The 25488-nt window shown below is 28.9% G+C and carries 24 protein-coding genes; 3 read left to right on the forward strand and 21 right to left on the reverse strand.

Annotation, left to right across the window (positions count from 1 at the left end; all coding sequences use genetic code 11):
- Positions 1-48: 48 nt before the first annotated feature.
- On the forward strand, positions 49-1785 hold the full coding sequence (locus tag C7H52_RS02895) for an autotransporter outer membrane beta-barrel domain-containing protein (protein WP_106462384.1): 1737 nt from the start codon (positions 49-51) through the stop codon (positions 1783-1785).
- On the opposite strand, the gene C7H52_RS02900 is transcribed toward C7H52_RS02895, so the two are convergent.
- The 3 genes from C7H52_RS02900 to C7H52_RS02910 form a co-directional block, all read right to left on the reverse strand.
- Positions 1782-2798: a glycosyltransferase family 9 protein gene (locus C7H52_RS02900; RefSeq protein ID WP_245918523.1), complete on the reverse strand. Its 1017-nt coding sequence runs from the start codon at positions 2796-2798 to the stop codon at positions 1782-1784. The genes C7H52_RS02895 and C7H52_RS02900 overlap by 4 nt on opposite strands.
- Before the next feature lie 9 nt (positions 2799-2807).
- Entirely contained in the window at positions 2808-3419 is a 612-nt protein-coding gene (locus tag C7H52_RS02905; RefSeq protein ID WP_106462386.1) for a DUF4254 domain-containing protein, read from the reverse strand.
- Between the two features lie 70 nt (positions 3420-3489).
- Complete coding sequence (locus C7H52_RS02910) at positions 3490-4410, reverse strand: DUF6427 family protein (RefSeq protein ID WP_106462387.1); 921 nt, start codon at positions 4408-4410, stop codon at positions 3490-3492.
- A gap of 68 nt (positions 4411-4478) precedes the next feature.
- Here C7H52_RS02910 and C7H52_RS02915 point away from each other — a divergent pair, with 68 nt between their 5' ends.
- Positions 4479-4706 (forward strand): DUF6341 family protein, encoded by a 228-nt coding sequence (locus tag C7H52_RS02915; protein WP_106462388.1) that lies wholly within the window; start codon positions 4479-4481, stop codon positions 4704-4706.
- A 19-nt stretch (positions 4707-4725) separates the two neighbouring features.
- Here the strand turns inward: C7H52_RS02915 and purD are convergent, their stop codons facing one another.
- Positions 4726-5997: a phosphoribosylamine--glycine ligase gene (gene purD / locus C7H52_RS02920; protein WP_106462389.1), complete on the reverse strand. Its 1272-nt coding sequence runs from the start codon at positions 5995-5997 to the stop codon at positions 4726-4728.
- 97 nt (positions 5998-6094) lie between these two features.
- On the opposite strand from purD, the gene C7H52_RS02925 reads away from it, so the two are divergent.
- Positions 6095-7402, forward strand: coding sequence for a phenylacetate--CoA ligase family protein (locus tag C7H52_RS02925; RefSeq protein WP_106462390.1), 1308 nt, complete (start codon positions 6095-6097; stop codon positions 7400-7402).
- On the opposite strand, the gene C7H52_RS02930 is transcribed toward C7H52_RS02925, so the two are convergent.
- From C7H52_RS02930 to C7H52_RS03010, 17 genes are all read right to left on the reverse strand, one after another.
- Positions 7394-8170: a glycosyltransferase family 2 protein gene (locus C7H52_RS02930; RefSeq protein ID WP_106462391.1), complete on the reverse strand. Its 777-nt coding sequence runs from the start codon at positions 8168-8170 to the stop codon at positions 7394-7396. The genes C7H52_RS02925 and C7H52_RS02930 overlap by 9 nt on opposite strands.
- A gap of 1 nt (position 8171) precedes the next feature.
- Positions 8172-9581, reverse strand: coding sequence for an exopolysaccharide biosynthesis polyprenyl glycosylphosphotransferase (locus C7H52_RS02935; RefSeq protein ID WP_106462392.1), 1410 nt, complete (start codon positions 9579-9581; stop codon positions 8172-8174).
- 6 nt (positions 9582-9587) lie between these two features.
- Positions 9588-10574, reverse strand: a complete 987-nt coding sequence (locus tag C7H52_RS02940; RefSeq protein ID WP_106462393.1) for a UDP-glucuronic acid decarboxylase family protein — start codon at positions 10572-10574, stop codon at positions 9588-9590.
- Between the two features lies 1 nt (position 10575).
- On the reverse strand, positions 10576-11874 hold the full coding sequence (locus C7H52_RS02945; RefSeq protein WP_106462394.1) for a UDP-glucose dehydrogenase family protein: 1299 nt from the start codon (positions 11872-11874) through the stop codon (positions 10576-10578).
- Positions 11875-11957: 83 nt separating this feature from the next.
- Positions 11958-13085 (reverse strand): DegT/DnrJ/EryC1/StrS family aminotransferase, encoded by a 1128-nt coding sequence (locus C7H52_RS02950; RefSeq protein ID WP_106462395.1) that lies wholly within the window; start codon positions 13083-13085, stop codon positions 11958-11960.
- The gene (locus C7H52_RS02955; RefSeq protein ID WP_106462396.1) at positions 13078-13680 is read right to left on the reverse strand and encodes a sugar transferase; all 603 of its coding nucleotides are present in this window, start codon (positions 13678-13680) and stop codon (positions 13078-13080) included. The genes C7H52_RS02950 and C7H52_RS02955 overlap by 8 nt, the downstream gene beginning before the upstream one ends.
- A complete protein-coding gene (locus C7H52_RS02960) occupies positions 13664-14761 on the reverse strand; it encodes an MraY family glycosyltransferase (RefSeq protein ID WP_106462397.1) in 1098 nt (365 codons plus the stop codon). The genes C7H52_RS02955 and C7H52_RS02960 overlap by 17 nt, the downstream gene beginning before the upstream one ends.
- A 74-nt stretch (positions 14762-14835) precedes the next feature.
- Positions 14836-15930: a glycosyltransferase gene (locus tag C7H52_RS02965; RefSeq protein WP_106462398.1), complete on the reverse strand. Its 1095-nt coding sequence runs from the start codon at positions 15928-15930 to the stop codon at positions 14836-14838.
- Positions 15927-17183, reverse strand: a complete 1257-nt coding sequence (locus C7H52_RS02970) for a hypothetical protein (RefSeq protein WP_106462399.1) — start codon at positions 17181-17183, stop codon at positions 15927-15929. The genes C7H52_RS02965 and C7H52_RS02970 overlap by 4 nt, the downstream gene beginning before the upstream one ends.
- A gap of 11 nt (positions 17184-17194) precedes the next feature.
- On the reverse strand, positions 17195-18457 hold the full coding sequence (locus tag C7H52_RS02975; RefSeq protein ID WP_106462400.1) for an O-antigen ligase family protein: 1263 nt from the start codon (positions 18455-18457) through the stop codon (positions 17195-17197).
- Complete coding sequence (locus C7H52_RS02980) at positions 18448-19695, reverse strand: hypothetical protein (protein ID WP_106462401.1); 1248 nt, start codon at positions 19693-19695, stop codon at positions 18448-18450. The genes C7H52_RS02975 and C7H52_RS02980 overlap by 10 nt, the downstream gene beginning before the upstream one ends.
- Positions 19696-19697: 2 nt before the next feature.
- A complete protein-coding gene (locus tag C7H52_RS02985) occupies positions 19698-20753 on the reverse strand; it encodes a hypothetical protein (protein ID WP_106462402.1) in 1056 nt (351 codons plus the stop codon).
- Positions 20750-21970 carry an oligosaccharide repeat unit polymerase gene (locus tag C7H52_RS02990; RefSeq protein WP_106462403.1) on the reverse strand — a complete coding sequence of 407 codons (1221 nt, stop codon included), beginning with the start codon at positions 21968-21970 and terminating at the stop codon, positions 20750-20752. The genes C7H52_RS02985 and C7H52_RS02990 overlap by 4 nt, the downstream gene beginning before the upstream one ends.
- 101 nt (positions 21971-22071) lie before the next feature.
- Entirely contained in the window at positions 22072-22809 is a 738-nt protein-coding gene (locus C7H52_RS02995; RefSeq protein ID WP_106462404.1) for an acyltransferase, read from the reverse strand.
- Complete coding sequence (locus C7H52_RS03000) at positions 22806-23303, reverse strand: acyltransferase (protein ID WP_106462405.1); 498 nt, start codon at positions 23301-23303, stop codon at positions 22806-22808. The genes C7H52_RS02995 and C7H52_RS03000 overlap by 4 nt, the downstream gene beginning before the upstream one ends.
- Positions 23303-24181 (reverse strand): hypothetical protein, encoded by an 879-nt coding sequence (locus C7H52_RS03005; protein WP_106462406.1) that lies wholly within the window; start codon positions 24179-24181, stop codon positions 23303-23305. The genes C7H52_RS03000 and C7H52_RS03005 overlap by 1 nt, the downstream gene beginning before the upstream one ends.
- On the reverse strand, positions 24181-25488 hold the full coding sequence (locus tag C7H52_RS03010) for a capsular polysaccharide export protein, LipB/KpsS family (protein ID WP_106462407.1): 1308 nt from the start codon (positions 25486-25488) through the stop codon (positions 24181-24183). The genes C7H52_RS03005 and C7H52_RS03010 overlap by 1 nt, the downstream gene beginning before the upstream one ends.

The following is a 25488-nucleotide window of genomic DNA, read 5'->3' on the forward strand; positions in this document are numbered from 1 at the left end:
TTTATTTGATTTTAATGATACTAAAATTTAGGTTTGAGAAAAAAAACAATGAAAACACTACTGTCATTTTTTATCATCTTTAATTTAAGTTTAGGAATTAGCTTTGGTCAAGTTGGAATTGGCACAGTAAATCCAGAAGCAACACTACACATAGTTGGTAATACTGTACTTGGAAATAGTGGTGGATTAATTGAATTACTTAATGAAAATTTTACCAGTTATACTGTATTAGAAAACAATAATAGTACGGGATGCACTGTAGATGGTTGGGAAAACACAACTACTGGTGATATAAATGCTAATTGTTCAAGTTGTACCGGGAATTGGCTTTATATAGATTCTGACGAAAGTGGTTGTACTCAAAATGCTACTGCATTAATAAATTTTACTTCTACACCATCAACTGCGAGTATTAATGTAAGTTTTGATTATAGGTACAATAACTTTGGTGCTAGTGGAGACTCTTTTCGTGTTTATCTATTTAACAATACCCTTAATATACAAGAAGGAGGAGATTTGATTAATACAACATCTGATATTGATACTTCATACACGAATTCTTTAAACGTGATTGCTGGAAATAATTATTCTTTACGATTCGAATATAATGGAAATTATGATTATGGCGCTTCGATAGATAATGTTCTAGTCACCGAAAACATTACAGCTAATACTGGAGTTTACACATTTAAGTTAGAAGACGGACAACAGCAAAATGGTTATGTACTTACCAGTGATGCAAATGGGTTTGCAACTTGGATGCCTCCAACTGGTGGAGGAACCGGAACGGATAGTCAAACTTTAAGCATTACTGGAAGTGTTTTAAGTATAAGTAATGGAAACTCTGTAACACTACCAGTGTTAGGTGGTGGAGGCACTTATACATTTGAAAACGGAATAACAGAAAACTCAGGGACAGTTAGACTTGGAGGGTCCTTAACACAGACTACTTACATCGATTTAAATTCAAGAGATTTATATTTTGAAGGTACTGGATCTGGAAATATAACTTTTGAAGACAACTCGGGTCAACCTCAAATGACCACCAATTTCTCAGATGGTTATACAAATTTTGGTGCAGGAACTGCAATAGTAGACTCTGATGATGGTACAAGTTTTTCAGATACTTTTGGTGGCGGACCTTTTACAAAGGAGTTTGTTGTTGGAGGTTATAATGGATCATCAGGAGGAACTGCAATTGCTTTAGGATCTATAGAGTATGTTGTAGATGGAACAAATGAATTGTTTTATGAAGGCGGCGGATTTAGTCCAATGGACGATTTTAGCTCGGATCTTGGAGCAGATCCATTCTCAGGTACTACAAGACGATGGGATGATGTTTATGCTGATGATTTTATTACACCTACTAACACCTATTCTAGAACTACAGGAAAATTATCTACAACCAAAGATTTAAATAAGGGATTATCTACAATAATGCAATTAAAACCAATTAGCTACAAAGACCAAATGACTATAAAAGGTAAATCAATTCCTGAAAACACAAAAGAAGACAAACTAGGTTTTTTTATTGAAGAATTATGGAGTGTACTACCAGAAGCTGTTAAAACTTCAGATTGGGTTAGTTTGGACGAATCTGGAGATAAAACTCATGTAGTTTACAATAAACCTAGTGGAATAAAATTCACACAAATAATTCCTGTTACAGTAAAAGCAATTCAAGAGCAACAAACTCAAATAGAAAATTTAAATTCTGAAGTTCAAAGTTTAAAAACTGAACTTGCTCAGATTAAAGAGTTACTTTTAAATCGTTCAAAAAACTAGTTATTTAATACTGTTTCAAGACATGTGATAACGGTTGTTGGACTAATAGTTCCAGCAACGGTTTTATAGTTTTCTGGTACATTTTTTCCAAAAATACTAGTTGGAATTAATGGGTAATTTTCGCGGTTTGGCACTAATTGATGACTGTCTGGCTGGTTAAATGGCACAAAGCCAGCATAAGGATGCGTATTTCCCCAAATGGTAATCACCTTTACACCAAACATAGCCGCTAAGTGTCCATTTCCAGAATCCATACTTAACATGAGGTCAAGATTTGAAATTATAGCTAATTCTTGAGTAAAAGTAAATTTGCCTACCACGTTAAAGATATTGGAATCATCTTTCTCAATAAACTCTAATTGCTCTTGCTCTTTTGTCCCACCACCAAATAACAAGATATTATAGTCTTTACTTAATAAATTAATTACAATTTTCATTTGGTCTAAGGGATATGTTTTAGACTCGTATTGTGCAAATGGCGCAATTCCTATTAGTGGTTTGTGTTTAAATTCTTCTGGAAAACCAACTGGAAATTGTTGTGAAGGTTCTATAATTGGATTAGTCAAATCCAATTGATAACCTAAAGCTCTAAAGACGTCTGCATATCGTTCGTGAGATGATTTTAATGGCTCAAAAATTTTTCCTGAAACTAATGCCTTTTTTTCAGCTCTACCTTTATCAATTTGCACACATTTTGTTCCAAAAAGAAATGTTTTTAGAATATTTGTACGCAACACATTATGTAAATCGGCTATTTCTGTAATACCTAATGCTTTTAATTGTTTTGATAACTTATATAAGCCAAAAACACCTTTATGTTCACCTTTCAAATCGGCTTTAAAAACTGATACGTTGGTGATATGTTCAAATATTGGTGCAAAAAAAGTTCGAGTTAAAACTGTAATTTTTACATCGGGATTTTTTTCGGTGAATGCCCGAAGCACAGGTACAGAAATAGCAACGTCTCCCATAGCAGAGAGACGTATTACTAAAATATGTTTTTGTAAAGGCATGAAAACTGACTATTTCTGACCTCTTAACACGGGATTAAGTTCGTCGTCATTATACATTTTCATTTGTTTATATACTTTCATGTATTTATCTCCATTTTCAATATCTAAAAGCAGCTCTTCTATTGCGGTACTTAAATCTATTCTTTGTTCTAGAAGCACATCTAATTTTTTCTTACAAGCTTGCTTATGAGCTTCTGTAGCATCTGGACGTCTTGCTTCTTCGTCCATATGATAAATTTTAAGAGCCAGAATAGATAATCTATCTATTGCCCAAGCAGGACTTTCAGAATTAATCTTTGCCGAAGGTTTTGGAGTGATATGCGCGTATTTTTTTAAAAAATAACTATCAATATACTCAACCATATCAGTTCTATCTTGGTTAGAAGCATCAATTTGTCGCTTTAACGTTAAAGCCGCTACAGGATCAATTTCTGGGTCTCTAATTATATCTTCGTAATGCCACTGTACGGTATCTATCCAACATTTTCTGAATAACAAATGCTCGATTAACTGGTCATTTTCAATATACGGATTGCTAAACGACTGGTCTACTGTATTTATAACATGATACTTATTTATAACTTCTAAAAAAATAGCATTTGCTGTTACTGTAAAACTCATAGATGATGTATTTAAAACACAAATATACTTTAAATTAACGACTTTTTTAAGCCTTAAACTCTAGTCTAAGCTATATAAAAATTAAATATAGTGATAGTATTATCCACAAAACAAGTAATATGTTCTTAAACCATTTATCTGAATTTTTTTGAAAGTAATTAGCAGAAATAATGGCAAAAGGCATAGATAAAATTATAAATTCTGAAATCACTTTTTCAGCCTTAAAAAAGAAAACAATTACCGCAACACATAAATATATAAACACTAATTTATAAGCAGGCCACTTAACTCGTTTTCGTTTCTTAATTGATGACACATAGTAAAATGAAAACCAAACACTTAGTCCAAATATTAAAGTCAATGCTATAATAATTTGAGTATTATTATAAATAGAAAAGTCCAATCCAAGACCTTCCATACTTAAATTAATAGAAAACCAAGTTGGATATAAAAGATATATAGCATAAACAATAATAGCAACAGATAAAAAACCAATTATAGGCAGTAACCAATAATTTAAACGCCGTTCAGAATGTAGGTAAATTGCAATTAATGGTAATATAAGAAACCAAACAGACCATATATAGCAAATTGAAGCTAAAGCAATTAATATTCCCGAGTCCAAAAGTTTTTTTATAGTATTTTTTTGAGAGGATAAACTAACCAATCGTCTTACAGAGAATAACACAAACAAGTTTGACAACAACAGTTTTGTACTAAAAAAAACTTGAGGCAAGAGCAATACAAATAAGGAAAATATAAAAACTGCAAAGGTGTTATCCTTTGAAAGAGCATTTTTAGTTACAATAAAATTTAAGGTAAATACAGTAACAAGAACTACTATAAAATTAAACACTAAATGACCAATGTTATAAAGATTTAAACTTTGAGTGTAGTAGTTAAAAACAGCAATTAAAAAAGCAAAAACCAGTATAAAAAATATAATGATATAATTAATTGGTCTAGATTTACTAAATATTGTTGTTATCATTAGTACTTTTTGTATTTTTGCTTTTTTAAATAAGACTTTATATCTTACAATTTATAAAATTAAACCTAATGAAAGATTTATTTCAATTTATAGAAAATTTATTTACAGATGTTTTATTTGCGCCTTTTCATGCATTAAGAGCACTGGAGTTAGAAAATTGGTGGGCTGCAAATATTTTTTCTTGGATTTTTATGCTAATTGGTATGGTAGCTTTTGTATACTGGATGTTACAGTTAAAAGAGCATCATCAAAATGGTGAAGAAGACAAAAGTATTACTTCTCACTCTTTCCTATAATAATTTAATAGGATTCGATTTATAAATCGAATCCTATATCTTTTCTATAATACATCTTATCAAACTTGATTTTGTCAATACTTTGGTAAGATTTTTTTATGGCTTCTTTATAAGTATCTCCATAACTTGTAATTGCCATGACACGACCTCCAGAAGTTACAACCTCATCTTGATCTAATTGTGCTCCGGCATGAAAAACAATGGAGTTTTCAATATCACTTAATCCTGTTATTTTTTTAGATTTCTCATAAGATTCTGGGTAACCACCAGACACAAGCATAATAGTTGTTGCTGCACGCTCATCAACTTCAATGGTGATGTCATCTAAAGTCTGGTTAGACATAGCTTCAAATATATCTACTAAATCATTTTTTAAACGTGGTAGAACCACTTCCGTTTCTGGATCGCCCATTCTCACGTTATATTCGATTACAAAAGGATCTTCTCCTACCTTTATTAATCCAATAAAAACAAAACCTATATAAGGTAAATTATCTTTTTGAAAACCATCTATTGTTGGTTTTACTATACGCTCTTCAATTTTATTTAAAAATTCTGGGGTAGCAAAAGGTACTGGAGAAACTGCGCCCATACCACCAGTGTTTAATCCGGTATCACCTTCACCAATACGTTTATAGTCCTTTGCAGTTGGTAAAATTTTATAGTTTTTACCATCAGTTAACACAAAACAACTTAATTCAATACCATCTAAAAATTCTTCAATAACCACCTTTTTACTTGCTGTTCCAAACTTGGCTTCTACAAGCATGTTTTTTAGCTCCAACTTAGCTTCATCTAAATCGTTTAAAATTAAAACACCTTTACCAGCCGCTAAACCATCCGCTTTAAGCACATATGGCGGCTTTAAACTTTCAAGAAATTTATAGCCTTCTTCTACAGAGTTGGCATCAAAACATTTATAAGCAGCAGTAGGAATATCGTGTCTAAACAAAAATTCTTTTGCAAAATCTTTACTGCCTTCTAACTCTGCAGCTGCTTTCTGTGGACCAATAACCGCTACATTTTTTAATGCATTATCTTCTAAAAAATAATCATGAATACCTTGTACTAAAGGGTCTTCTGGACCAACTACAACCATAGAAATTTTGTTGTTTAGCACCACCTCTTTTATCGCTGTAAAATCGGTTACGCCAACAGGTACATTGGTAGCAATCTTTGCAGTTCCGGAATTTCCGGGAGCTACAAATAAATTTTTACATTTTGGGCTTTGCGCTAATTTCCAAGCAAAGGTATGCTCTCTTCCTCCAGATCCTAATACTAAAATATTCATTGTTGTGTAGTTGTTTCAGGCAAAAATAATGGGTTTTAACTTTATAATAGAATTATTCCTTAAAGAATTAATTACATTTACTATAGATTTTTAAAAAATGAAATTATTTAGTTGGTCCTTACGTTTTAATGGCTTTCCTATGAAAAGGGCAAAAGCCGATTTTGAAGCTATAAAATCTATTCCCGAAGAAGAATTTGAAGACTATATTAATATAAAAAAACGTGCTATTTTAGATTTTCATTTGGAGCACAATTCATTTTATAAAAATCATTTAAAAGAAATTTCTACAGAGCATTGGAATGCAATTCCTATTCTAAGTAAAAAAGATTTTCAACAACCTTTAAAACAGCGTCTAAGTGAAGGCTATCATTACAGAAACCAGTATGTAAATAAAACCTCTGGGTCTTCTGGAAATCCGTTTATTTTTGCAAAAGATAAATATTGCCATGCACTCACCTGGAATGAATTTATGGATTGCTATTCTTGGTATGATATAGATTTAGACGATTCTTATCAAGCGCGATTTTATGGAATACCTTTACAAAAAGTGTCTTATTATAAAGAACGTTTTAAAGACTGGTTAAGTCATCGATATCGTTTTTCGGTCTTTAATCTAAGTGCAGACGCGATGAAGGAAAACCTTAATTTATTTAAGTATCAAAAGTTTGAATACATTAACGGTTACACCAGCGCAATTGTACAATTTGCTAAGTATCTAGAGCAAGAAAACGTTATTTTATCTCAAGTTTGCCCAAGTTTAAAGTGTTGTATTGTCACTTCTGAAATGCTTTATGAGAAAGACAGACTTTTATTGGAAAAGCAGTTTAATATTCCTATTGTTAATGAATATGGTGCTGCTGAAGTAGGTTTAATTGCTTTTAAAAATCCAGATGGTACTTGGAAAGTAAATAGCGAAACTATTTTGGTTGAAATTTTGGACGAAAACAATAAAGTTTTGCCTTATGGTGAGGAAGGAAAAATCGTTATAACCTCTTTATACAATAAAGCACATCCTATTATAAGATATGAACTTGGCGACATTGGAGTTTTAGATGAAAAAAGCACTCCTAAATATCCTATTTTAAAAACCCTATTGGGCCGAACTAGTGACTTAATTACATTACCAAGTGGAAAGAAAGCTGCTGGGCTTACATTTTATTACATTACAAAAACCGTAATAGAAGATGAAGCTCATGTTAAAGAATTTGTTATTACACAACTAGAACAAGATCTTTTTAAAATTACTTATGTGAGCTCTGAAACATTAACAGAATTACAAAAAAAAGATATTTATAAGGCTGTAGAGACCTATCTAGAGTCTGGGCTAAGATTAGAATTTGAAAAAGTAACCGAATTAAAACGTTCGAAAAGTGGTAAACTAAAGCAGTTTACATCTTTAGTCTAATTTTTTTATAAATCGTGTTTTTATAAATACATGCTCTATTAAAAAAACAGTGGTTCTCCAAACCGATTGTAAGGTTGTAAAATTTAAGCCTTTCTTATAAACCCAGTAATTATATTTAACTAAACCTAATTTATTAGCAGATATGGATTGAGACCTCACTCTATAATGTGCCAAAGGTTCTAATACCCCAATTGCAGGATGTTTAGAAACTTTTAAAGCTTGTAACCAGAGCAGCCAATCTTGTCTTTTACGCAAGTTAGGTGATGTGATTTTTCCTAAACTTTTTACACTATAAATACCCGTTAAATTCCCTATATAATTACTTTTTAAAAGTTTACTGTAGGTTAGCTTAGGTAAAGCATTAATTAAAGCTACTTTTTTAGTTCCAGATTCATTAATTTGATAGTAACTTGAAAAACATACTTCACACTGAGAGTTGAGTAAAACAGAAACTTGAATCTCTAGTTTATTTGGCAGCCATAAATCGTCCGCATCTAAAAAAGCTATAAAATCTCCAGACGCATAAGAAATCCCTAAATTTCTAGCAACTGCAGCTCCAGAATTTATAGCATTTTTAATTAATATTATTCTGGTATCTGATTCTATAAAAGGCTGTACAATTTGCAAAGTTTGATCTGTAGAAGCATCGTCAATTAAATATAGTTCCCAGTTTTTGTAAGATTGAGACTGTATACTTTTTATGCAATCGGCTATGAAGCTTGCCGAGTTAAACATTGGCGTTATAATAGAAACTAAGGGTTGTTTCATTTTAATACGCTTCTTTTTGACCACGAAACATATTAGTAGCTGTTTCAAAAATAATTTTTATATCTAAAAACAAGCTCCAGTTTTCAATATAAAAATTATCGTATTTGATGCGGTTTATAATATCCTCCTTAGTTTTTATTTCTCCTCTGTAACCTTTTATTTGCGCTAAACCTGTGATACCTGGCTTGACATTATGCCTAAATATAAAGTTGTATTTATTGATTTGTTTTGAATAGTCTTCAGTATAAGATAACATGTGCGGTCTTGGCCCAACAACACTCATATCTCCAACTAAGACATTGTAAAACTGAGGCATTTCATCTAAACTGGTACGTCTTAAAAATTGACCTATTTTAGTCACTCTATCGTCATTTTGAGTTACATAAGTACCTTGAACTTCTTTAACGGTTTTTAAGGATCTGAATTTATAACAGGTAAATTCTTTATAGTTTATACCATTTCTTACATGTTTATAAAATACAGGTCCTTTAGATTCTAATTTAATTAAAATGATTAAAATTGGAGTTAACCAAGACATGACAAATAGAATTACAAAAAAAGAAAATAGGATATCGAATATTCGTTTTATGATTTTATTTAAGTCGTTATTAATTGGTACTTCCTGTAGAGAAAGTACAGGTAAATAGTTGTAAAAATCGGTTTTAAGTCTTTTTGTGATTGAGAGTTTTGATTCCTGTAAAAACTTAAGATTAAAGTGATTTAGTTCTGCAAGTTTTACTAATTCGTTTATTTCGCTTTCCGAAAATTCATCAATAGAACAGTAAATTTCATCAATACCATCTTCTGTTTTTAAATACTCAAAACAGTCCTTTGGTTTGCCTTTTAAATTTTTAAATTTGTAATCGCTAAAAGTTGCTTTAATACGATAACCTAAATCCTTTTTAATAGTTGCTAGTTTGTGCATTTCTTGTGCACTTTCAGAATTACCAATAATTACTATTTGCCTTAAGTTTCCACGCCAAATTTTTCTAAAAAATTTCAACAAATAATAACTCACAAATTTAGCTACACCAATAACTAAAAATGTGACCATTAAAAACATAATGGCTTCAAAAACTTGAATATCTATACTTCTAAATGCCCCAATAAATGCAAAAAATATAAATGTAAACGTTAAAAACTGCTGTATTAAAAGTGTTAGAATATTTATTGGTGAGGTATAGCGATAAACTTTATAAAATTTTAAAACAGAGCTCGATAAAAGCCAGAGAGCTACTGAATATAATAAAAACAAAAAGTGTTTATTATTTAATAGCTCATTTGAGAAAAAATATAAGCTTTGCTGATTGAAATTAAAAAAGGAATACGCAAATCCGTTAATAACACAAAGGTCAAATCCAATTAATAATGGTCTTATTACCCATGAATATCTTCCTTTTGTGTACTCCATTTAATCTTACTTATTAAATTTTGTAAAATCTTTATGCTCGCTTTTATAAAGTTCCTCCTGAGTTAAACTTTTAAAGTAATCAAATGTTTTTTTCATACCTTCTGCTCTGTCTACTTTAGGTTCCCAGCCTAAAATAGATTTAGCCTTGTCAATATTTGGCTGACGTTGCATCGGGTCGTTAACAGGCAGATCTTTATAAATAACTTTTTGAGTAGTTCCTGTAAGTTTGATAATTTCTTCAGCAAAATCTCTTATAGAAATTTCATGCGGATTACCAATGTTAACTGGTAGTTCATAATCGCTTAACAACAATCTATAAATACCTTCAACTTGATCGGTGACATAGCAGAATGAGCGTGTTTGAGAACCATCTCCAAACACTGTTAAATCTTCTCCACGAAGGGCTTGACCCATAAATGCTGGTATTACACGACCATCGTTAAGTCGCATTCGTGGTCCATAAGTGTTAAAAATTCTTACTATGCGAGTTTCTAATCCATGAAAGGTATTATAAGCCATGGTTATAGACTCCTGGAAACGCTTAGCTTCATCGTAAACACCTCTTGGTCCAATTGTGTTGACATTGCCGTAATACTCTTCGGTTTGAGGATGCACTAAAGGATCTCCATAAATTTCTGAAGTTGATGCAATAAGTATTCTTGCATTTTTTGCTTTAGCTAAACCCAATAAGTTATGTGTTCCTAAAGAACCTACTTTTAAAGTTTGAATAGGGATTTTAAGATAGTCTATTGGACTAGCTGGTGAAGCGAAATGTAAAATATAATGGATGTCTTCTTCTATAGTGATGTGCTCTGTAACATCATGATTTATAAAGTTAAATTGAGCTTCATGGTCTAAATGCTTTAGATTTTTTTGATCTCCGGTAATAAAATTATCCATACCGATAACTTTATAACCTTCGGCTATAAAACGATCGCATAAATGAGATCCTAAAAATCCTGCTGCACCTGTAATTAAAACGGTTTTCTTCATATTATCTTCCTATTGAAAGGTATGTAAAACCTTCATTTTTTACATCGTTTACATCATATAAATTTCGACCATCAAAAATAACAGGATGATTTAACAAAGATTTAATTTTAGAGAAATCTGGTGTTCTAAAAATACTCCATTCCGTACAAATTATTAATGCATCTGCACCTTCTAAAGCTTCGTACATGCTTTTAGAAAAGGCTATTTTATCATCATACCTACGTTTAACGTTAGGCATGGCTTCAGGGTCGAACGCGGTAATATGTGCTCCTAATTGTAATAAATTATCTATAGTATATAATGCAGGAGCTTCTCTAATATCATCCGTTTCTGGTTTAAACGCTAAGCCCCAAACCGCTATTTTTTTTCCTTTTAAATTATTATTAAAGTAATCTTTAATTTTAGGTATAAGTTTAAGTTTTTGTTCCTGATTAACATTAACTACTGCATCTAAAATTTCAAAATTATAATTATGGTCTTTACCAGATTTATGTAATGCTTTAACATCTTTTGGAAAACAAGAGCCTCCATAACCAATTCCTGGAAACAAGAATCTTTTCCCAATACGAGAATCGGTTCCCATACCTATACGTACTTTATCGACGTCTGCACCAACTTTTTCACAGAAGTTGGCAATCTCATTCATAAAGGTAATTTTTGTTGCTAAAAAGGCATTAGCTGCGTATTTGGTTAGTTCTGCAGACTTCTCGTCCATGATAATAATTGGGTTTCCAGAACGCACAAAAGGTTTATAAAGTTTTTCCATGAGCTGCGTTGCTTTTTCGCTGCTAGAACCTACAACAATACGCTCTGGTTTAAGAAAATCGTCTACTGCAAACCCTTCACGCAAAAACTCTGGATTAGAAACCACATCAAATTCCACTTTGGCATTTTTTGCTATAGCTTCTTTAACTCGGTCTGATGTTCCTACAGGCACTGTACTTTTATCTACAATGACCTTATAACTTGTAATTAATTTCCCTATATCGTCTGCAACACCAAGAATGTATTTTAAATCGGCAGACCCATCTTCGTCTTCTGGAGTTGGTAATGCTAAGAAAATAATGTCTCCATAATCTAATCCTTCTTTTAAGCTGGTCGAAAATCGTAAACGGTTGGCTTCAATATTACGTTCAAATAAATTTTCTAAATGAGGTTCATATATAGGCACCACACCAGATTGCATTTGTTTTACTTTTTCTTCATTTATGTCGATACATAGTACTTCATTCCCTGTTTCTGCCAAACAAGTTCCTGTCACCAACCCTACGTATCCTGTTCCTATTACTGCTATTTTCATTGTTTATCTTTCTGATTTCTATTAACTAAACCATCTTTTGACAAATATAAATAAACCGAATGTATTATATTGAAAGAAGAAATTTAAATGTAAAAGGATAGAGCATTTACAATTCTTTTCTTGTCTTCTTCCGAGAGACTAGAACCAGATGGCAAACAAACCCCATTATTGAAAAATTCTTCTGAAATATTTGAACCATAAAACAAGTCATCCTTATACACGGGTTGCAGGTGCATCGGTTTCCATAAAGGTCGAGATTCTATATTGTATTTTGAAAGGTGATTTATTACATCCAAATTAGAAAAACTAGCTGATTTACTAATAATAACTATATTGAGCCAAAAATTACTATCATAATCTTTATTTGGATTTTTATGTAAAGAAAAATTTAATGAATTTTTAAATAGATTTTTATAAAAATTATGGTTTTGTTTAAGTTTTTCTAAATGGGAATTTAACACCTGCATTTGACCTCTTCCAATACCCGCTAGTATGTTACTTAACCTATAATTATAACCAATTTTACTGTGTTGATAATGTATATCTAAATCTCTAGCTTGACTTGCCAAGTGAATGATTTCTTTTTTTTCTTCAATTGTTTTTACTAAAAGTGCACCACCTGAGCTGGTAGTTATAATTTTATTACCATTGAAAGATAATATTCCAAATTCCGCCAATGCTCCACACAATTCGTTTTTATATTTAGACCCTAAAGCTTCTGCCGCGTCTTCGATTATTGGAATACCATAATTTTTAGAAATTTCTTTAATAGCCTTCATGTTTGCGGGCATACCAAATAAGTGTACTACAATAATAGCTTTAGGTTTTACCCCATGTGTTAATCTATCTTTTATTGCGGCTTCCAAATAAGTTGGACACATATTTAAAGTTTCTGGTTCACTATCTATAAAAATTGGTTTTGCATTTAAATATTTTATAGGATTTGCTGAGCCACAAAATGTAAAACTTTGACACAAAACTTCATCCCCAGGATTAACATTTGATTTAATAAGTGCCAAGTGTATTGCAGATGTACCTGAATTTAAAACAATAACTTTGCGTGAAGATTCAAAAAACAATTCTAAATCACTTTCAAAGCCATCTACATTTGAGCCAGCCGTAGTTAACCAGTTTTCTTGAAATGCTCGATTAATAAAATTTTGCTCGGTGTGACCCATGTGTGGCGGAGACAACCATATTTTTTTATTCATAAAGACCAAAAATAGTTTTATAAATATATTTAAAGTCGGCTAATAAAGTATAATTTTTAATGTAAGCTTTGTTTATGGATACTTTTTTTGGCCATATAATTGTTTTGTTGTATAGTTCTGGATTTATCTGGTTTGACAGTATTTTAGATTCATTTTTAAAATATAGCTGTGCAGGCCCTGTTATTCCCGGCTTGACATCTAAAACAATTCTATCTTCTCCTTCTAATTTATCTGCATATCCTTGCACATCTGGACGTGGACCTACAAAACTCATATCGCCTTTTAAAATATTAAATATTTGTGGTAATTCATCTAACTTATAATTTCTTAAAAACAATCCAAATTTGGTAATACGCTTATCTTTATATAATGTAATTGTTGATCTGTTATCCGACCTTTTCATGGTTCTAATTTTATGAATTTTAAACAATTTACCTTTATAGCCAACCCGTTTTTGTTCAAACAACCCAAACCTTTTGGTATCTATTGTTGCCAACACAATTAATAAAATAATAGGTAAAAATAAGCCCATTAAAAGGCTAATAGCTAATGCATAATCAAAGAGTTCTTTTAAAATTTTATGATGATTTTTCATTTAAATCATCATTTGGGTCTACGGAAGTATTTTCAGTAAACTTAGAATTGAGTTTATAAAAAATAAATATGATTATAAAAATAAAAACAACCCCAAAAGCAATTAAGAAATATTGTTTAGATGTACTTGCTAAATAGATAAAAAGTACTACAAACAGTAAATTAGAAATGGTTAGTACAATAGAGGCTTTTAAATGACTAAAACCCATTTTAATTAAAATATGGTGAAGATGATTTCTATCGGCAGAAAAAGGGCTTTTTTTATTTAAAAGCCTTATGGCAAAAACTCTTGTAGTATCAAATAAAGGTACAACTAATATGGCTAAAGCTACTAATGGAATATTTTCTATTAATAATGGAAAGTCTGAAGATTCTATATAATTTTTTAAACTTAGTAATTTAATTGTAAATACTCCTAAAATAAAACCGACAATTAAAGACCCTGTATCTCCCATAAATATTTTGTTATATCTTGAAAGATTATACCTTAAAAACGCCAACAAAATAGCAATTAGAATTAATGACAGATACACATAAAATTCCATTTTTAAAAAATAGAATATTACCAAATAAACAGAGGAAATCACAATGCCAATTCCAGCCGCTAATCCATCAATACCATCTATTAAATTATAAGCATTAATAACTAAAATCATTAAAAATCCACTTATAAAAAATGCTATCCAATTAGGAATTTCTTGTAAGGTTAAAAACCCGTTTAAAGAGTTAATTAGAAAAGAATCATTTATTAAAATAAAACTTACAGCAACAATTTGAGCAAATAATTTTGCAATTGGAGATAATATAACCAAATCATCTTTTAATCCAAAAATAAATAGAATCGTTAACCCTGGAATAATATTATAAACCACTTTTGTAACATCGTAATCTTTTAGAAAAAAAAGAGAAAACATTAAGGTAAAATAAAATGCTATACCACCTAACGTTGGTGTGTGCTTAAGGTGAGAACTTCTAACATTAGGAGCATCTAATAAATCTTTATACTTTACCAAAGCAATAATTTTTGGTATGGTAAAGTACGTAAGTAAAAAAGCACCTGCAAATATTAATATAGCTTCCAAAAAATCAGATTAGGTTATAAACAAAACTAATGATTTTTTTATTGATTTAACTATTAATAGACTATATAAAGCTATTACAGCTTTTTATTGATATAGTCTTCAAACTCTTTTTCAAAACGTTCTTTAGAGAATCTTAAAGCATTTTTTCTTATAATGTTTGGATCTAAATTTAATTTTTCAAACTTACTAACCGCCTCTATTATTGATTGAGGTGTTTGCTCGTAAAAGAATAATCCTGTTGCATTATTTATAATAGTTTCAGCACAACCTCCTTTTCCTAAGCTAATTACTGGAGTACCACAAGCTTGAGCCTCTACAGGTGCAATTCCAAAATCCTCTTCGGCAGCAAATACAAACGCTTTTGCTTTTTGTAAATACATTATTAATTCTTCTGATGAGACATGACCTAAAAATATAATATTTGGTGTTGCAAATGTCTTTATTTCTTTTAGCTCTGGACCATCTCCAAGTATTAATAATTTCTTGTCTGTTAATTTAGAAAAAGCTTGGGCAATTATTTTAACTTTTTTATGAGGAACTAATCTAGATGCAGTTATATAGTAATCCTCTTTATTAGTTTCTAAAGAAAATTTATTAGTATCTACTGGCGGATAAATAACATCTGCATCTCTATTATATAATTTTTTTATTCGCTTTGCTATATGGTTTGAATTTGCAATAAAATGATCTACTCTATTAAGGGATGCTATATCCCATAATCTTAATTTATGAAGCACATATTTTGCATACATACTTTTTAGACCTCTATCTAAACCAACATCTCTTAAATAACTATGGTATAAATCCCAAGCATATCTCATTGGTGAATGGCAGTAACAAATATGGGTTTGGTTTTGATGAGTTAAAACTCCTTTTGCCACAAAACCCGATGATGAAACTATTAAATCGTATTCTGATAAATCAAATTGTTCGATTGCATATGGAAATAATTGTAAAAATTTACGATGATTAGATTTTGCTGTAGGTAAATTTTGAATAAAACTAGTCGTCGCTTTTTTCCCATTTAAAATGAACTTTCTATCTTCTTCATTTAAAAAATCTATTAACGAAAAATGATCGAAATCATCATAAACATTATTTATAGAATGGATTACTTTCTCTGCACCACCATTTACATAATACCAGTCTTGGACTAAAGCCTTTTTCATTTGTTTGATATATTGTATTTAATTTGGGTAAAAGCTATTAGAATTAAAAAAACTTGCAAATAAAATTCTACGCCAGATGCTAAATTAAATATAGGCATTATAAGGTTAATACATAATGTGAGAACCCATAATACCATTATAAATGGATTTTGTTTTGCAAAAGAAACAATCAATTTTTGAAACATTCCATAAATAAAAAAAATAATTAGCGAAAACCAACCAAAATCTATAAAAAAAGATCCAAAAAAAGAGACATAGACGTAATCTCTAGGATGATATGTTAAAGTATTAGCATCATCAGTTCCTAAATTAAATCTTCCAAGTGCTTTAAAAATTGGATTAAAAGAGTATTTTCCATAAGCTCTTGGTAAATTGTTATTTATAATATAGTCTAACTCATAAAATCCATGCACAACATACTGTCCTGTATGTATAAGCATTAACTCAGTTTTTGTTTTAAGGCTATTAGGTGATTTCTTAAAATCATTAAGTTTTGAAGTTTTTATGGGTACAAAATCATTATACCTTGAATTAACAACATCTATTAATTTTATATTTTTTACCGGTACTTCTGTTACTCTTTTATTTAAAATAAAATAGGAAAAAAAACCTAAACCAATAGTTGTGAAGACTAATAAGCCTATAGTATATTTATTTAGTAGTTGTTTATAGTTTTTAACTGTTAGACCTAACGTTATTAAAATTAAAATGAGTAAATGGAATAAAGGTTTTCTTGTTCCAAATAGTAGTATTTCTATACTAAACAATAGTAAAATTGTTATTGAAATAATCCACAAACTTTTGTTTTTAGATTTTGTTACTATTAAATAAAGTATCGGAATATAGCATAAAGCTCGTAATGTACCTAAAAGTGTAACAATTAAAGGTGTGTATTGACTATTGTTTAATGAAAGTATTTTATTTTGATAATACGGATTAGAAAGTGATAAATTTCTAAAATAAAATAAATCTATATATCTAAATAGGAGACCAACACATAAAATTACTATTAAAAATTTAAAAAAAAATTTATGTGGTAACCATACAGTTTTTTCAATGTTTTTAATTTTAACAATGTGGTAACCTATAGTTAATGAACTAAAGGAAAGGCATATGTAACAAAAGGTTTCTAAAGATAAGGGCGTTGTATTTACAGGTAAAATTAACCATGTAATAAACCATATAATTAAACCGAATAATAAGCTTAAATAAAATGTCGAATATAAAAAATTGGCTTGGTAAAGTTTACTCACTAAGTACTGGTTTAATTAAAAAACGCATCTTTAAAATTATTAGTATGTGATGACTTTTCTAAATTATAAAAAAGCGCAATAAAAAAAGCTCCAAACATAATACCATGATGCCTATAAAAGTAGGATTCTGTTAAACACACAAGACTTATATAAATTACGACGTAAAATAATAGTCTTTTTTCTTTTAAGGATTTATAAAATGTAAACCCAAGTAATAATGTAAACGAAATTAGACCAAAAACACCTGTTTTTGTAGCTTCTTCAAAATACTGATTATGACAATTAAAGTTTTCTAAAATACCAGCTCTAAAATTTAATTTTTGATATTGATTTTGCATCTCTACACGGTTATCTCCGGTGCCAACACCAATAATATTTTCCTTAAAAATTTGAAAACTACAATAGTTAATTAAAACTCTATATTCAATTGAATTTCTAGTTATTGAAATTTGATTTTTAGTAAGAATAGTTTCAAAATCAAAATCCATTGTTCTTGCGGTAATATCTACTTTCTTTTTTATTTGTGGTATTTGATAAGCTGCAATGCTAGTTACAAGTACAGTGCAAATAATTAAAATTGTTTTTTTTGAAAAATCGTTTTTTTTAAAATTTACAAATCGAATAAAAAATAAAGTCAAAGAAATTAAAGTAATAACTAAACTTATTCTGGCGCCTAATAGGATTAAGAAATAAACAAAAAATAGTATTAATCCTATATCCAATAAATTTCTAAATTTTTCATGCCTTAGGTGAAAAAGTATTGTTATAATATTTAAATATATAAATGCCGAAAAATAAAATGTACTAATATCCAAAGCTTCGAATAATTGATGCTCAAATCGTATAAAATTTCCGTTAATGGTAAATTGGGCTATTAAAAGTCCAATTAATAATAAAAACATAAATATACAATTAGCATAAAGTAGTGTTGCGCATTTTTTAGCTTGAATAGGTTCACTTAATAAAGTTAATGGTAATACAAGAAACGGTAGAAAATTCTGTATTAATTTTAATCCTCTGTTAAAGTCTTGAGTATAAAATAATCCTATTAATTGTACTAAAAAAAACAACAGGAAAAGTAAAAATAACTTATTACTCTTTAATCGTTTTAATTTCAGTGAAATGTTTGCTGTTTTATCTATAAAAAAAAATACCCCTATTAAAATTACCGATATAGAATTTAACCCATAAGAAATAGGAAGTGTTATTAAAAATAAAGCTAACACACTTAAAAAATAATCTTCTCTTTTAAACTTAATATCCTTTATAACCATATAAAACTTATTAAGGATATAATTAATGTAAAGGCACTAATTAAGATAGTATTTTTAAGGAACATTTTTTTGTATTGATAAAGTATAAAAAACTGAATAGCAGTTGCAATTATAACTAAAACATACAATATTAATACTGTTTGATAAAACGATACTACGTCTTTTATAAAGTATGATACTATAAAAAAGAGAATTAGTAATACACTAAAGCCATAATTCATTTTAGAAGCTAAATTTTCCCTATAAATAACGCTTTCATTATTAGCTAAAACAATCCAAAAAAACATCTGAAAGCATAAAATGTTATAACTTAATTTATATGTTTCGAATGTTTCAAATAATTTAAAAAAATGGATTCCAAATAATGGAACTACAAAAAAAGTTATAATAACTGAACATAAAATAATAATCAAAAAAACCGAAAAAAAACGGTCTAATTTTTTTAATGAAAATGTATATATCTTTTTAAAATAAATAATAGATAAAACTTGGTGTATAATTAATACAAATGATGCCATTCTAAAGTAAAAACTAAAAATGGCAATTAGATTTTTATCATTAAAAATATACTCAACTAATAACCTTCCAGAGTTAGCTACTAACAATATTAAACAACCAGAAATCATAACGCTTTTTCCGTACTTTACTAATTTTAGGTATCTTTTAATATTATGTGAATTAAGCTTTACAGCATTTTTTAAAGTTAATGTAATGTAGAAAACACTATAACAAATTGAAAAGTAGAATACAAAATTTATATTGCTCCTTTGTGTAAAGTACATAAACACATAAGCTAGTAATAATACTATGTAAAACATAGAGTCTGTAATAACTGCCTTTATAATGTTTTCATTGGTTTTGTCTATTGTGGAGTACATCATTTGATTACTTAATGTGTACATAAATAAAACGGATAAAATAAGTTCGAATGAATTATGAAATAGTAAAATGATGCAAAGAAGTATTAAGCTTGACACTAGCAAATACATATAGAAAACTTTAAAGCCAACAAATATGGTTTTTAGATTTCTTTTAAGCTTAAAATATGGATAAGCACTTGTTACACCTAAACTAATTATGGAAGCTGCAATAAATGCTATGTTTAGAGCATATTCAAAAGAGCCATAATCTGTCTTTGTAAGTTGATTAGAAAGTAATAATGGGGCAAAAAAAACAGTTGCTTTTGAAAATCCAAAAGCAACCAAAAATAATAGTCTTTTTTTTAAAATTGATTTCAATATTATTTAACTACTTTTCTAATAACACAGTTACTAAGTTCATTGGCAAAAATCGGCAATTTCTTGTCTCCACCAATTAATGTCACTTTTTCTATTGTGGTTGGCTCTCCAATATTACCTTCATCTAACCAAACTGAATAGGTTCCTTTAGAATCATTTGTATTAATAGTTACAGAACCTATAGAACTATTATTACATTTGTTAAGCCATAGACCTGTAATTTTTTGAGTATCTCCTTTCTCAGAATCCTCTAAATCACTAACATTATTATAGTTTCCATTACCATAATTATCTATATTTATGTTATTTATTATGTGGTTATTACCTGTTAAATAAATAGCATGCCTATCACAATTTGTAATAGTAATTTTATTTATTTCTAAATTTGATGGATTATTATTCCAACCGTGTACTTGTAAAGCAGCTCTCGTTAAAGTATGATTATCTGCAGAAGAACCCACACCATTAATTTCTAATTCATTTATATAAACATAATCTACGCCAGCGTATATGTCGCAACCCATAGATGATGATTTAATACTGTTTTTAGAAATATCTGAGGTAATTATTAACTTATCAAACTCTATGTCCTTTGAGTTTCTCATAAAAACTTTATAATATGTTGTGATAACTCCAGAGACCTTTATGTCCTTTGATTTTTTTAAAGAATCATTATCTATAATATAGATTGGTCCTGTAAATTTTGCATTTTTTGATATTATTTCAACATTTTCTAACCCCTTAATAAAAATACCAAAATTGTAAGTCCCTTCTGGAAACAGGATTGGGAATTTATATTTAGATGATATTTCTAAAACAGTTTCAATAGTAGATTTTTTACTGTAAGGATGTATTTTATCATTTTCTCCAATAATAATTCCATATCTTCTTACATCACCAATTTCATAGACGTCATTAATTGCATAATTTTTTTCAATTACTTTCCAGTTTGTACTATTTTCTTTATCCTGTACTTTATCTATTTTTATTTCTTTATTTTCTTCTTTACAGGATATTGTTATAATAATTAAAACAATTATGTATATAGTATTTTTCATTTAAAAAAGCGTATTTGTTTTCTTTCATTATTTACCTGAAATATGATTTTACTTGATGCTAATTTAAATAAAAAAATGAATAGCAAAAGTGAAAATATAGTATAAAGTCCTTGTGCAGAGTCTATAAAATTAATTACAGGAATAAAAAAATCTATAATTAGGAAGTAAAACAACAAAGGAATGTATTTAAAATTTCCTTTTAATATTTTATTATATACTATACTTTGTAATATACCAAAAAAGAACATAAAAAAAGGAGCTAACCATCCAAAATCTATATATGTTGGCCCAAAAAAAGTTGTATATATACCAGTTCTTGGGGCGCTATTCTGTATTTTATTTAAATCTATATTTGTTCCTAATATAATATTTGTAAACTTAAATATTATACCAAATGTAAAAGCTCCATAGTAATGTGGGTTTTCATAATTTTTTTGTAAATAAGCAAACTCAAATATTCCATGACAATAATATTGTGCTACATTCATATGAGTAAGCTTTGCCATTTTTAGTGTTTTTATTTCGGTATTAATAATATTATCTCTTGCTTTTTCAGTGGGTTCTAATGTAAAATTGTAAACTGCGTTTGTTAATATATGTTTTATTGCTCTTTCATCTGTAACCATATATTCTTTAGTTCTTTCAACAAAAAATCTTGTTGTAATCAACAAACCTATAAATAAAAATATTCCAATAATTAAAGTTTTTGATAGAGTAAATTTTATTAGTTGAAAATAGCTAACAATTATTGCGAAAAATATAATTACGATAAATATACCAGACCTAGAACCCATTATTAAATTATCGAAAACTGGTAAGAAAAAAACTACAAGACAAATTAAACCAAAGAATTTTGACTTTAATTTTAAAAAATGAAATAAAAAAAATGGAATATATGAAAACGGAGTCATCATGGCTGACAAGACCCCAAAAATACTTGGTTTTATAGCCACTAGTAACTTTCTGTTTTCTATAGTTGTATCTCCAATTACAATTTGTCTTATTACTAATTTATCTATTAGTCTAAATACAAAACCTAATATGGCTACTGTAATAAAAATATATAATAGTAGTAAAACTGTTTCTTTTTTTGGAATAAACTTCTTATTAATAGTTACTGGGGTTTTTCTAATAAGAAGAAAACCCGTGAACAAGGCAATATAATTTATAAAAATATATAAAATACTTACAAAAGAGGCTGGTTCTTTAATTTGCATTGAGGCAGAAAAAAAGAAAAAAAGCCACAAAAGAATACCGAAAAATGTAACTCTTTGGGGGTTGAATTTTTTTAAAAAAGTAGTATTTATAAGCTCAAAATTCATTCTTTAAGATACACTTTATCAATCACATCTGGATTATCTAACCTTTTTAATTTTCTCTTTACCACTTCAATATCATTATCTAAATATCTTAGCGGTTGATTTACATACATTCCAGATTTTTTAAGGTTTTTTGATAAAATACTTCCAGATCCAACAGAAATAGCATTTAATATCTTTACACCAGGATTAAATATACAACCCGATCCAATATATACATTATTACCTATCTCTATCTTACCATCTATTCTAACTCGATCTTCTCCTGTGTTAGCATGCATGTAGCCATGCGTCCATATTTGGGATCTAATACCTGCAAGTGTTGTAAAATTACCCATAGTTATACTATTTGTAAGATCTAAATAATGTTCTGATGTTACTTTTGAAAGTTCTCCAAGTTTTAGAACGCTTTTACCATAAGTTACACCTAAATTCGCTCTCACTAATTTATTTGAATTTCCAATTGCTGAGCGTTTACCTAGCTCAATATCAAATGGTCCTTTTATTTTATTTAAATGACCTATATAGCTTTGATCTTCTAAGTACAACTTATCGCATTTAATAAAATTAAAGTGTCCAATTTTACTATTCCCAATCATATTAATATCTGATAGTAAAATAATCGAAAAACCAATTTTAGCCTTGTTTGTTATATTTACTCCAAATAATCTTAAAAAAAAATTAGGTAGTTTAAAAGGCAGTAGGCATAATAATGCGAAAAAATATTTTTTAATCATAATACTCTGTTTTTTGCGCCTACAATTATTTCACTTTCATTAACATTTTTAGTAATCACAGCTCCTGCCCCAATTATTGCATTTTTTCCGATGGTAACACCTCCTAAAACCATAACATTCGTTCCTAACCATACACCATCTTCAATAACTATTGGTTTTGATATATGTTTATAAGGTTGTTGTGTTGAAAAATCTAAACCAGCCGTTTCTAATATCACACCTCTTGAAAGCGTTACATCATTACCAATTGTTATAGGACTCATAGCACCTAAGCTAGAGTATTTACCAATTCTACAATAATTACCAATAGTAATATTTTCTCCATGCTTTATTTCTGTTGTGTAATGACATAAGCTATCTCCAGAATTCTTTACTAAAGCTTTAAATTTAAGATTACTTAATACTCTAACAAATAAAGACTGAATTCTTATAAAGAATAATACAGTATATCTAACAAAAAATATTGAAGAAAAAAATTGTGCTATTTTTCTCATTATTTGACAATTAATCTATTAATATATTTACTGTACATAAAATCTTTAACTTTTACTGGCGTATATTCTTCTATTCCAATATCTTGTAATGAGTATTGAACTTGAAGTAACAACCTCTCCTCTTTTTCAGGCAATAGACCTTTATGAAAACCATATGTATTTACCATAAACATACTACCTTTATCTCCTGTAAAATATAACACGTTTTCTTTTCCAAAATGATTTTCTATTTCCTTATCACTATACCTTTTTATTTTGGTTAAAGTATTACTTGAAACCGAGTTTTGTACATAAACATGTGGTCCACTTTTTAATGTTACGTCTGTTAAATATAAAAAAAGCTTGCAAAACTTATAATCATCTACATCTCTATGAAAGAATTGTGCTTGTTCCGCTTGATCTTTGTTAGGCATAGACCACCAGCAATTTATATTACTTATAGTAGGTTTTGCTCCTAAAAAATTTTGAGTTAATTTTAAAATTTCTGGGTCGTTAGCTATATCCATTATTTCAGGAATTTTAGCTAAGTCTGATCTCTTGTAATTGGCAACATGAACAGCACTCGGGATATCCTTATGTAAAAAATCTCCAAGCTCTGGCCTGTAAGGGTCACAACACTTTAAGCCCAATAACTTTTTTTTAATATTATTAACCTCTTCTATATTTATAATTTTTCCAAAGTCTATAAAGCCTAAAGAGTTTAAGCTGTTATTGTACTCTTTGTCTAAAATTGAAGATCCCGAAAAATTTTCTTTACCAATTTTAGATGCTATTTTTTTACTTATTTGTTCTCTTTTATCAAAATCTTGAACGCTTCTTTGATAATAAAATTTAATTTTTGATAAAGATCCAAATCGATTTATTAATTTTCTTATCATTATTTTTCTATGATTTCATTAAAAGCACTCACAATTAAATTAATATTATCCTCATCTAAACAATTAGGATCATTAAAAACATCTGAGACATTTCCTTCATAACTTGTCCGGTTTAATAGATTTATGAGACCTATTTTTTCATCTAAAGTTGCTTTAGGAAAGCTATCGTTTTTAACATTTAATATGATGTCTTCTAAGTTATCTAGTTTTTCTAAATAAATACAATTTTTTACTGTATTATTTAAAGTCTTTATAAGTGTAACTACAGGTTTATTTGCCAATATACTTTCTATGGCTACTGTTCCTGTGACTGTTATAATTAAATCAAAATCATTAAAAACTTCTGTCATTGAGGTTGAGTGACTAATCATTTTTATTTTTTTATGATTAGAAACAAAATGAATCATATCGCCATCCACCTCATATCTTGGTTTAGGATTTGGCTTTACATATAGTATAGCATCTTCTGGCAGGTTTTCAACAATTTCCTGTATTACTTTTAATTGGTTTCTTCTAGGTCTTCCCCAAACATCTATATTTTCTTCAGGTTGAACTTGTAGGGGATATAAAACTTTAAAACCATCTGTTTTATCTACTCCTTCTTGGGCTAAAACGTCCCATTTTTGTTTATTCTGGTTTTTAGTTTTTTCAATTTTTAATTTTACAAAAGGGCTTGGTGTATTATATTTTTCACCTAAATAATAACCTCTCGTTTTATATAATTTATCTTGAAGTTTCTCAAACTTAGTTTTTACTAACGGCTTCATATAATCTGGAGCAATCACTCGTCCATTTATATTGTCTATAATTTCTATCGCTTTTTCTCTAGGAAGATCTTTATTGCAACCACCATAAGATTCCATTGTATGATAAAGGTAAAAGGTAAATTTATTGGTTGGGTAACGACAAGGTAGTGGGTTTAAATATTTAATTCCAAGTTCTTTACAGTGTTTTGCAATTAATAACTCATGAAATAGCGTACACTCTCCAAAAATAAAATCTGGATGAATCTCATGAACTAACTTTTTTAACACCTCGGAATAATAATAAAAATGGCTTTTATCTTTATACTCGAAGTAATTCATGTTACGATCGGATTCTATAATGTAGTCTATAGATTTATCTGGCGTATAAGTTTTACTATTTTTTTTGGGATACGGAATTATGTGTGTGTTAAATTTACTTTTAGGTGCAAATTTTTTGTTTTGAACAATCCAAAATATATCATGTCCTTGCTCTTGAAGTTTTAATGCTATAGCTTCAAAGAAAAAGGTTTTATATTGATTTTCTACAAATAGTAATTTCAT

Origin of the sequence: Aurantibacter aestuarii, assembly GCF_003008425.1 — a bacterium.
GTDB lineage: Bacteria > Bacteroidota > Bacteroidia > Flavobacteriales > Flavobacteriaceae > Aurantibacter > Aurantibacter aestuarii.

Bases quoted from the DNA above. Each gene is read 5' to 3' on its own strand.
- C7H52_RS02930 (WP_106462391.1), bottom strand. From the start codon at position 8,170: ATGAAACAACCCTTAGTTTCTATTATAACGCCAATGTTTAACTCGGCA.
- C7H52_RS02900 (WP_245918523.1), bottom strand. From the start codon at position 2,798: ATGCCTTTACAAAAACATATTTTAGTAATACGTCTCTCTGCTATGGGA.
- C7H52_RS02965 (WP_106462398.1), bottom strand. From the start codon at position 15,930: ATGAAAAAGGCTTTAGTCCAAGACTGGTATTATGTAAATGGTGGTGCA.
- C7H52_RS02950 (WP_106462395.1), bottom strand. From the start codon at position 13,085: ATGAATAAAAAAATATGGTTGTCTCCGCCACACATGGGTCACACCGAG.
- C7H52_RS02910 (WP_106462387.1), bottom strand. From the start codon at position 4,410: ATGATAACAACAATATTTAGTAAATCTAGACCAATTAATTATATCATT.
- C7H52_RS03010 (WP_106462407.1), bottom strand. From the start codon at position 25,488: ATGAAATTACTATTTGTAGAAAATCAATATAAAACCTTTTTCTTTGAA.
- C7H52_RS02915 (WP_106462388.1), top strand. From the start codon at position 4,479: ATGAAAGATTTATTTCAATTTATAGAAAATTTATTTACAGATGTTTTA.
- C7H52_RS02895 (WP_106462384.1), top strand. From the start codon at position 49: ATGAAAACACTACTGTCATTTTTTATCATCTTTAATTTAAGTTTAGGA.
- C7H52_RS03005 (WP_106462406.1), bottom strand. From the start codon at position 24,181: ATGATAAGAAAATTAATAAATCGATTTGGATCTTTATCAAAAATTAAA.
- C7H52_RS02985 (WP_106462402.1), bottom strand. From the start codon at position 20,753: ATGAAAAATACTATATACATAATTGTTTTAATTATTATAACAATATCC.
- C7H52_RS02905 (WP_106462386.1), bottom strand. From the start codon at position 3,419: ATGAGTTTTACAGTAACAGCAAATGCTATTTTTTTAGAAGTTATAAAT.
- C7H52_RS03000 (WP_106462405.1), bottom strand. From the start codon at position 23,303: ATGAGAAAAATAGCACAATTTTTTTCTTCAATATTTTTTGTTAGATAT.
- C7H52_RS02995 (WP_106462404.1), bottom strand. From the start codon at position 22,809: ATGATTAAAAAATATTTTTTCGCATTATTATGCCTACTGCCTTTTAAA.
- C7H52_RS02945 (WP_106462394.1), bottom strand. From the start codon at position 11,874: ATGAAAATAGCAGTAATAGGAACAGGATACGTAGGGTTGGTGACAGGA.
- C7H52_RS02955 (WP_106462396.1), bottom strand. From the start codon at position 13,680: ATGAAAAATCATCATAAAATTTTAAAAGAACTCTTTGATTATGCATTA.
- C7H52_RS02940 (WP_106462393.1), bottom strand. From the start codon at position 10,574: ATGAAGAAAACCGTTTTAATTACAGGTGCAGCAGGATTTTTAGGATCT.
- C7H52_RS02925 (WP_106462390.1), top strand. From the start codon at position 6,095: ATGAAATTATTTAGTTGGTCCTTACGTTTTAATGGCTTTCCTATGAAA.
- C7H52_RS02975 (WP_106462400.1), bottom strand. From the start codon at position 18,457: ATGGTTATAAAGGATATTAAGTTTAAAAGAGAAGATTATTTTTTAAGT.
- purD (WP_106462389.1), bottom strand. From the start codon at position 5,997: ATGAATATTTTAGTATTAGGATCTGGAGGAAGAGAGCATACCTTTGCT.
- C7H52_RS02935 (WP_106462392.1), bottom strand. From the start codon at position 9,581: ATGGAGTACACAAAAGGAAGATATTCATGGGTAATAAGACCATTATTA.
- C7H52_RS02990 (WP_106462403.1), bottom strand. From the start codon at position 21,970: ATGCAAATTAAAGAACCAGCCTCTTTTGTAAGTATTTTATATATTTTT.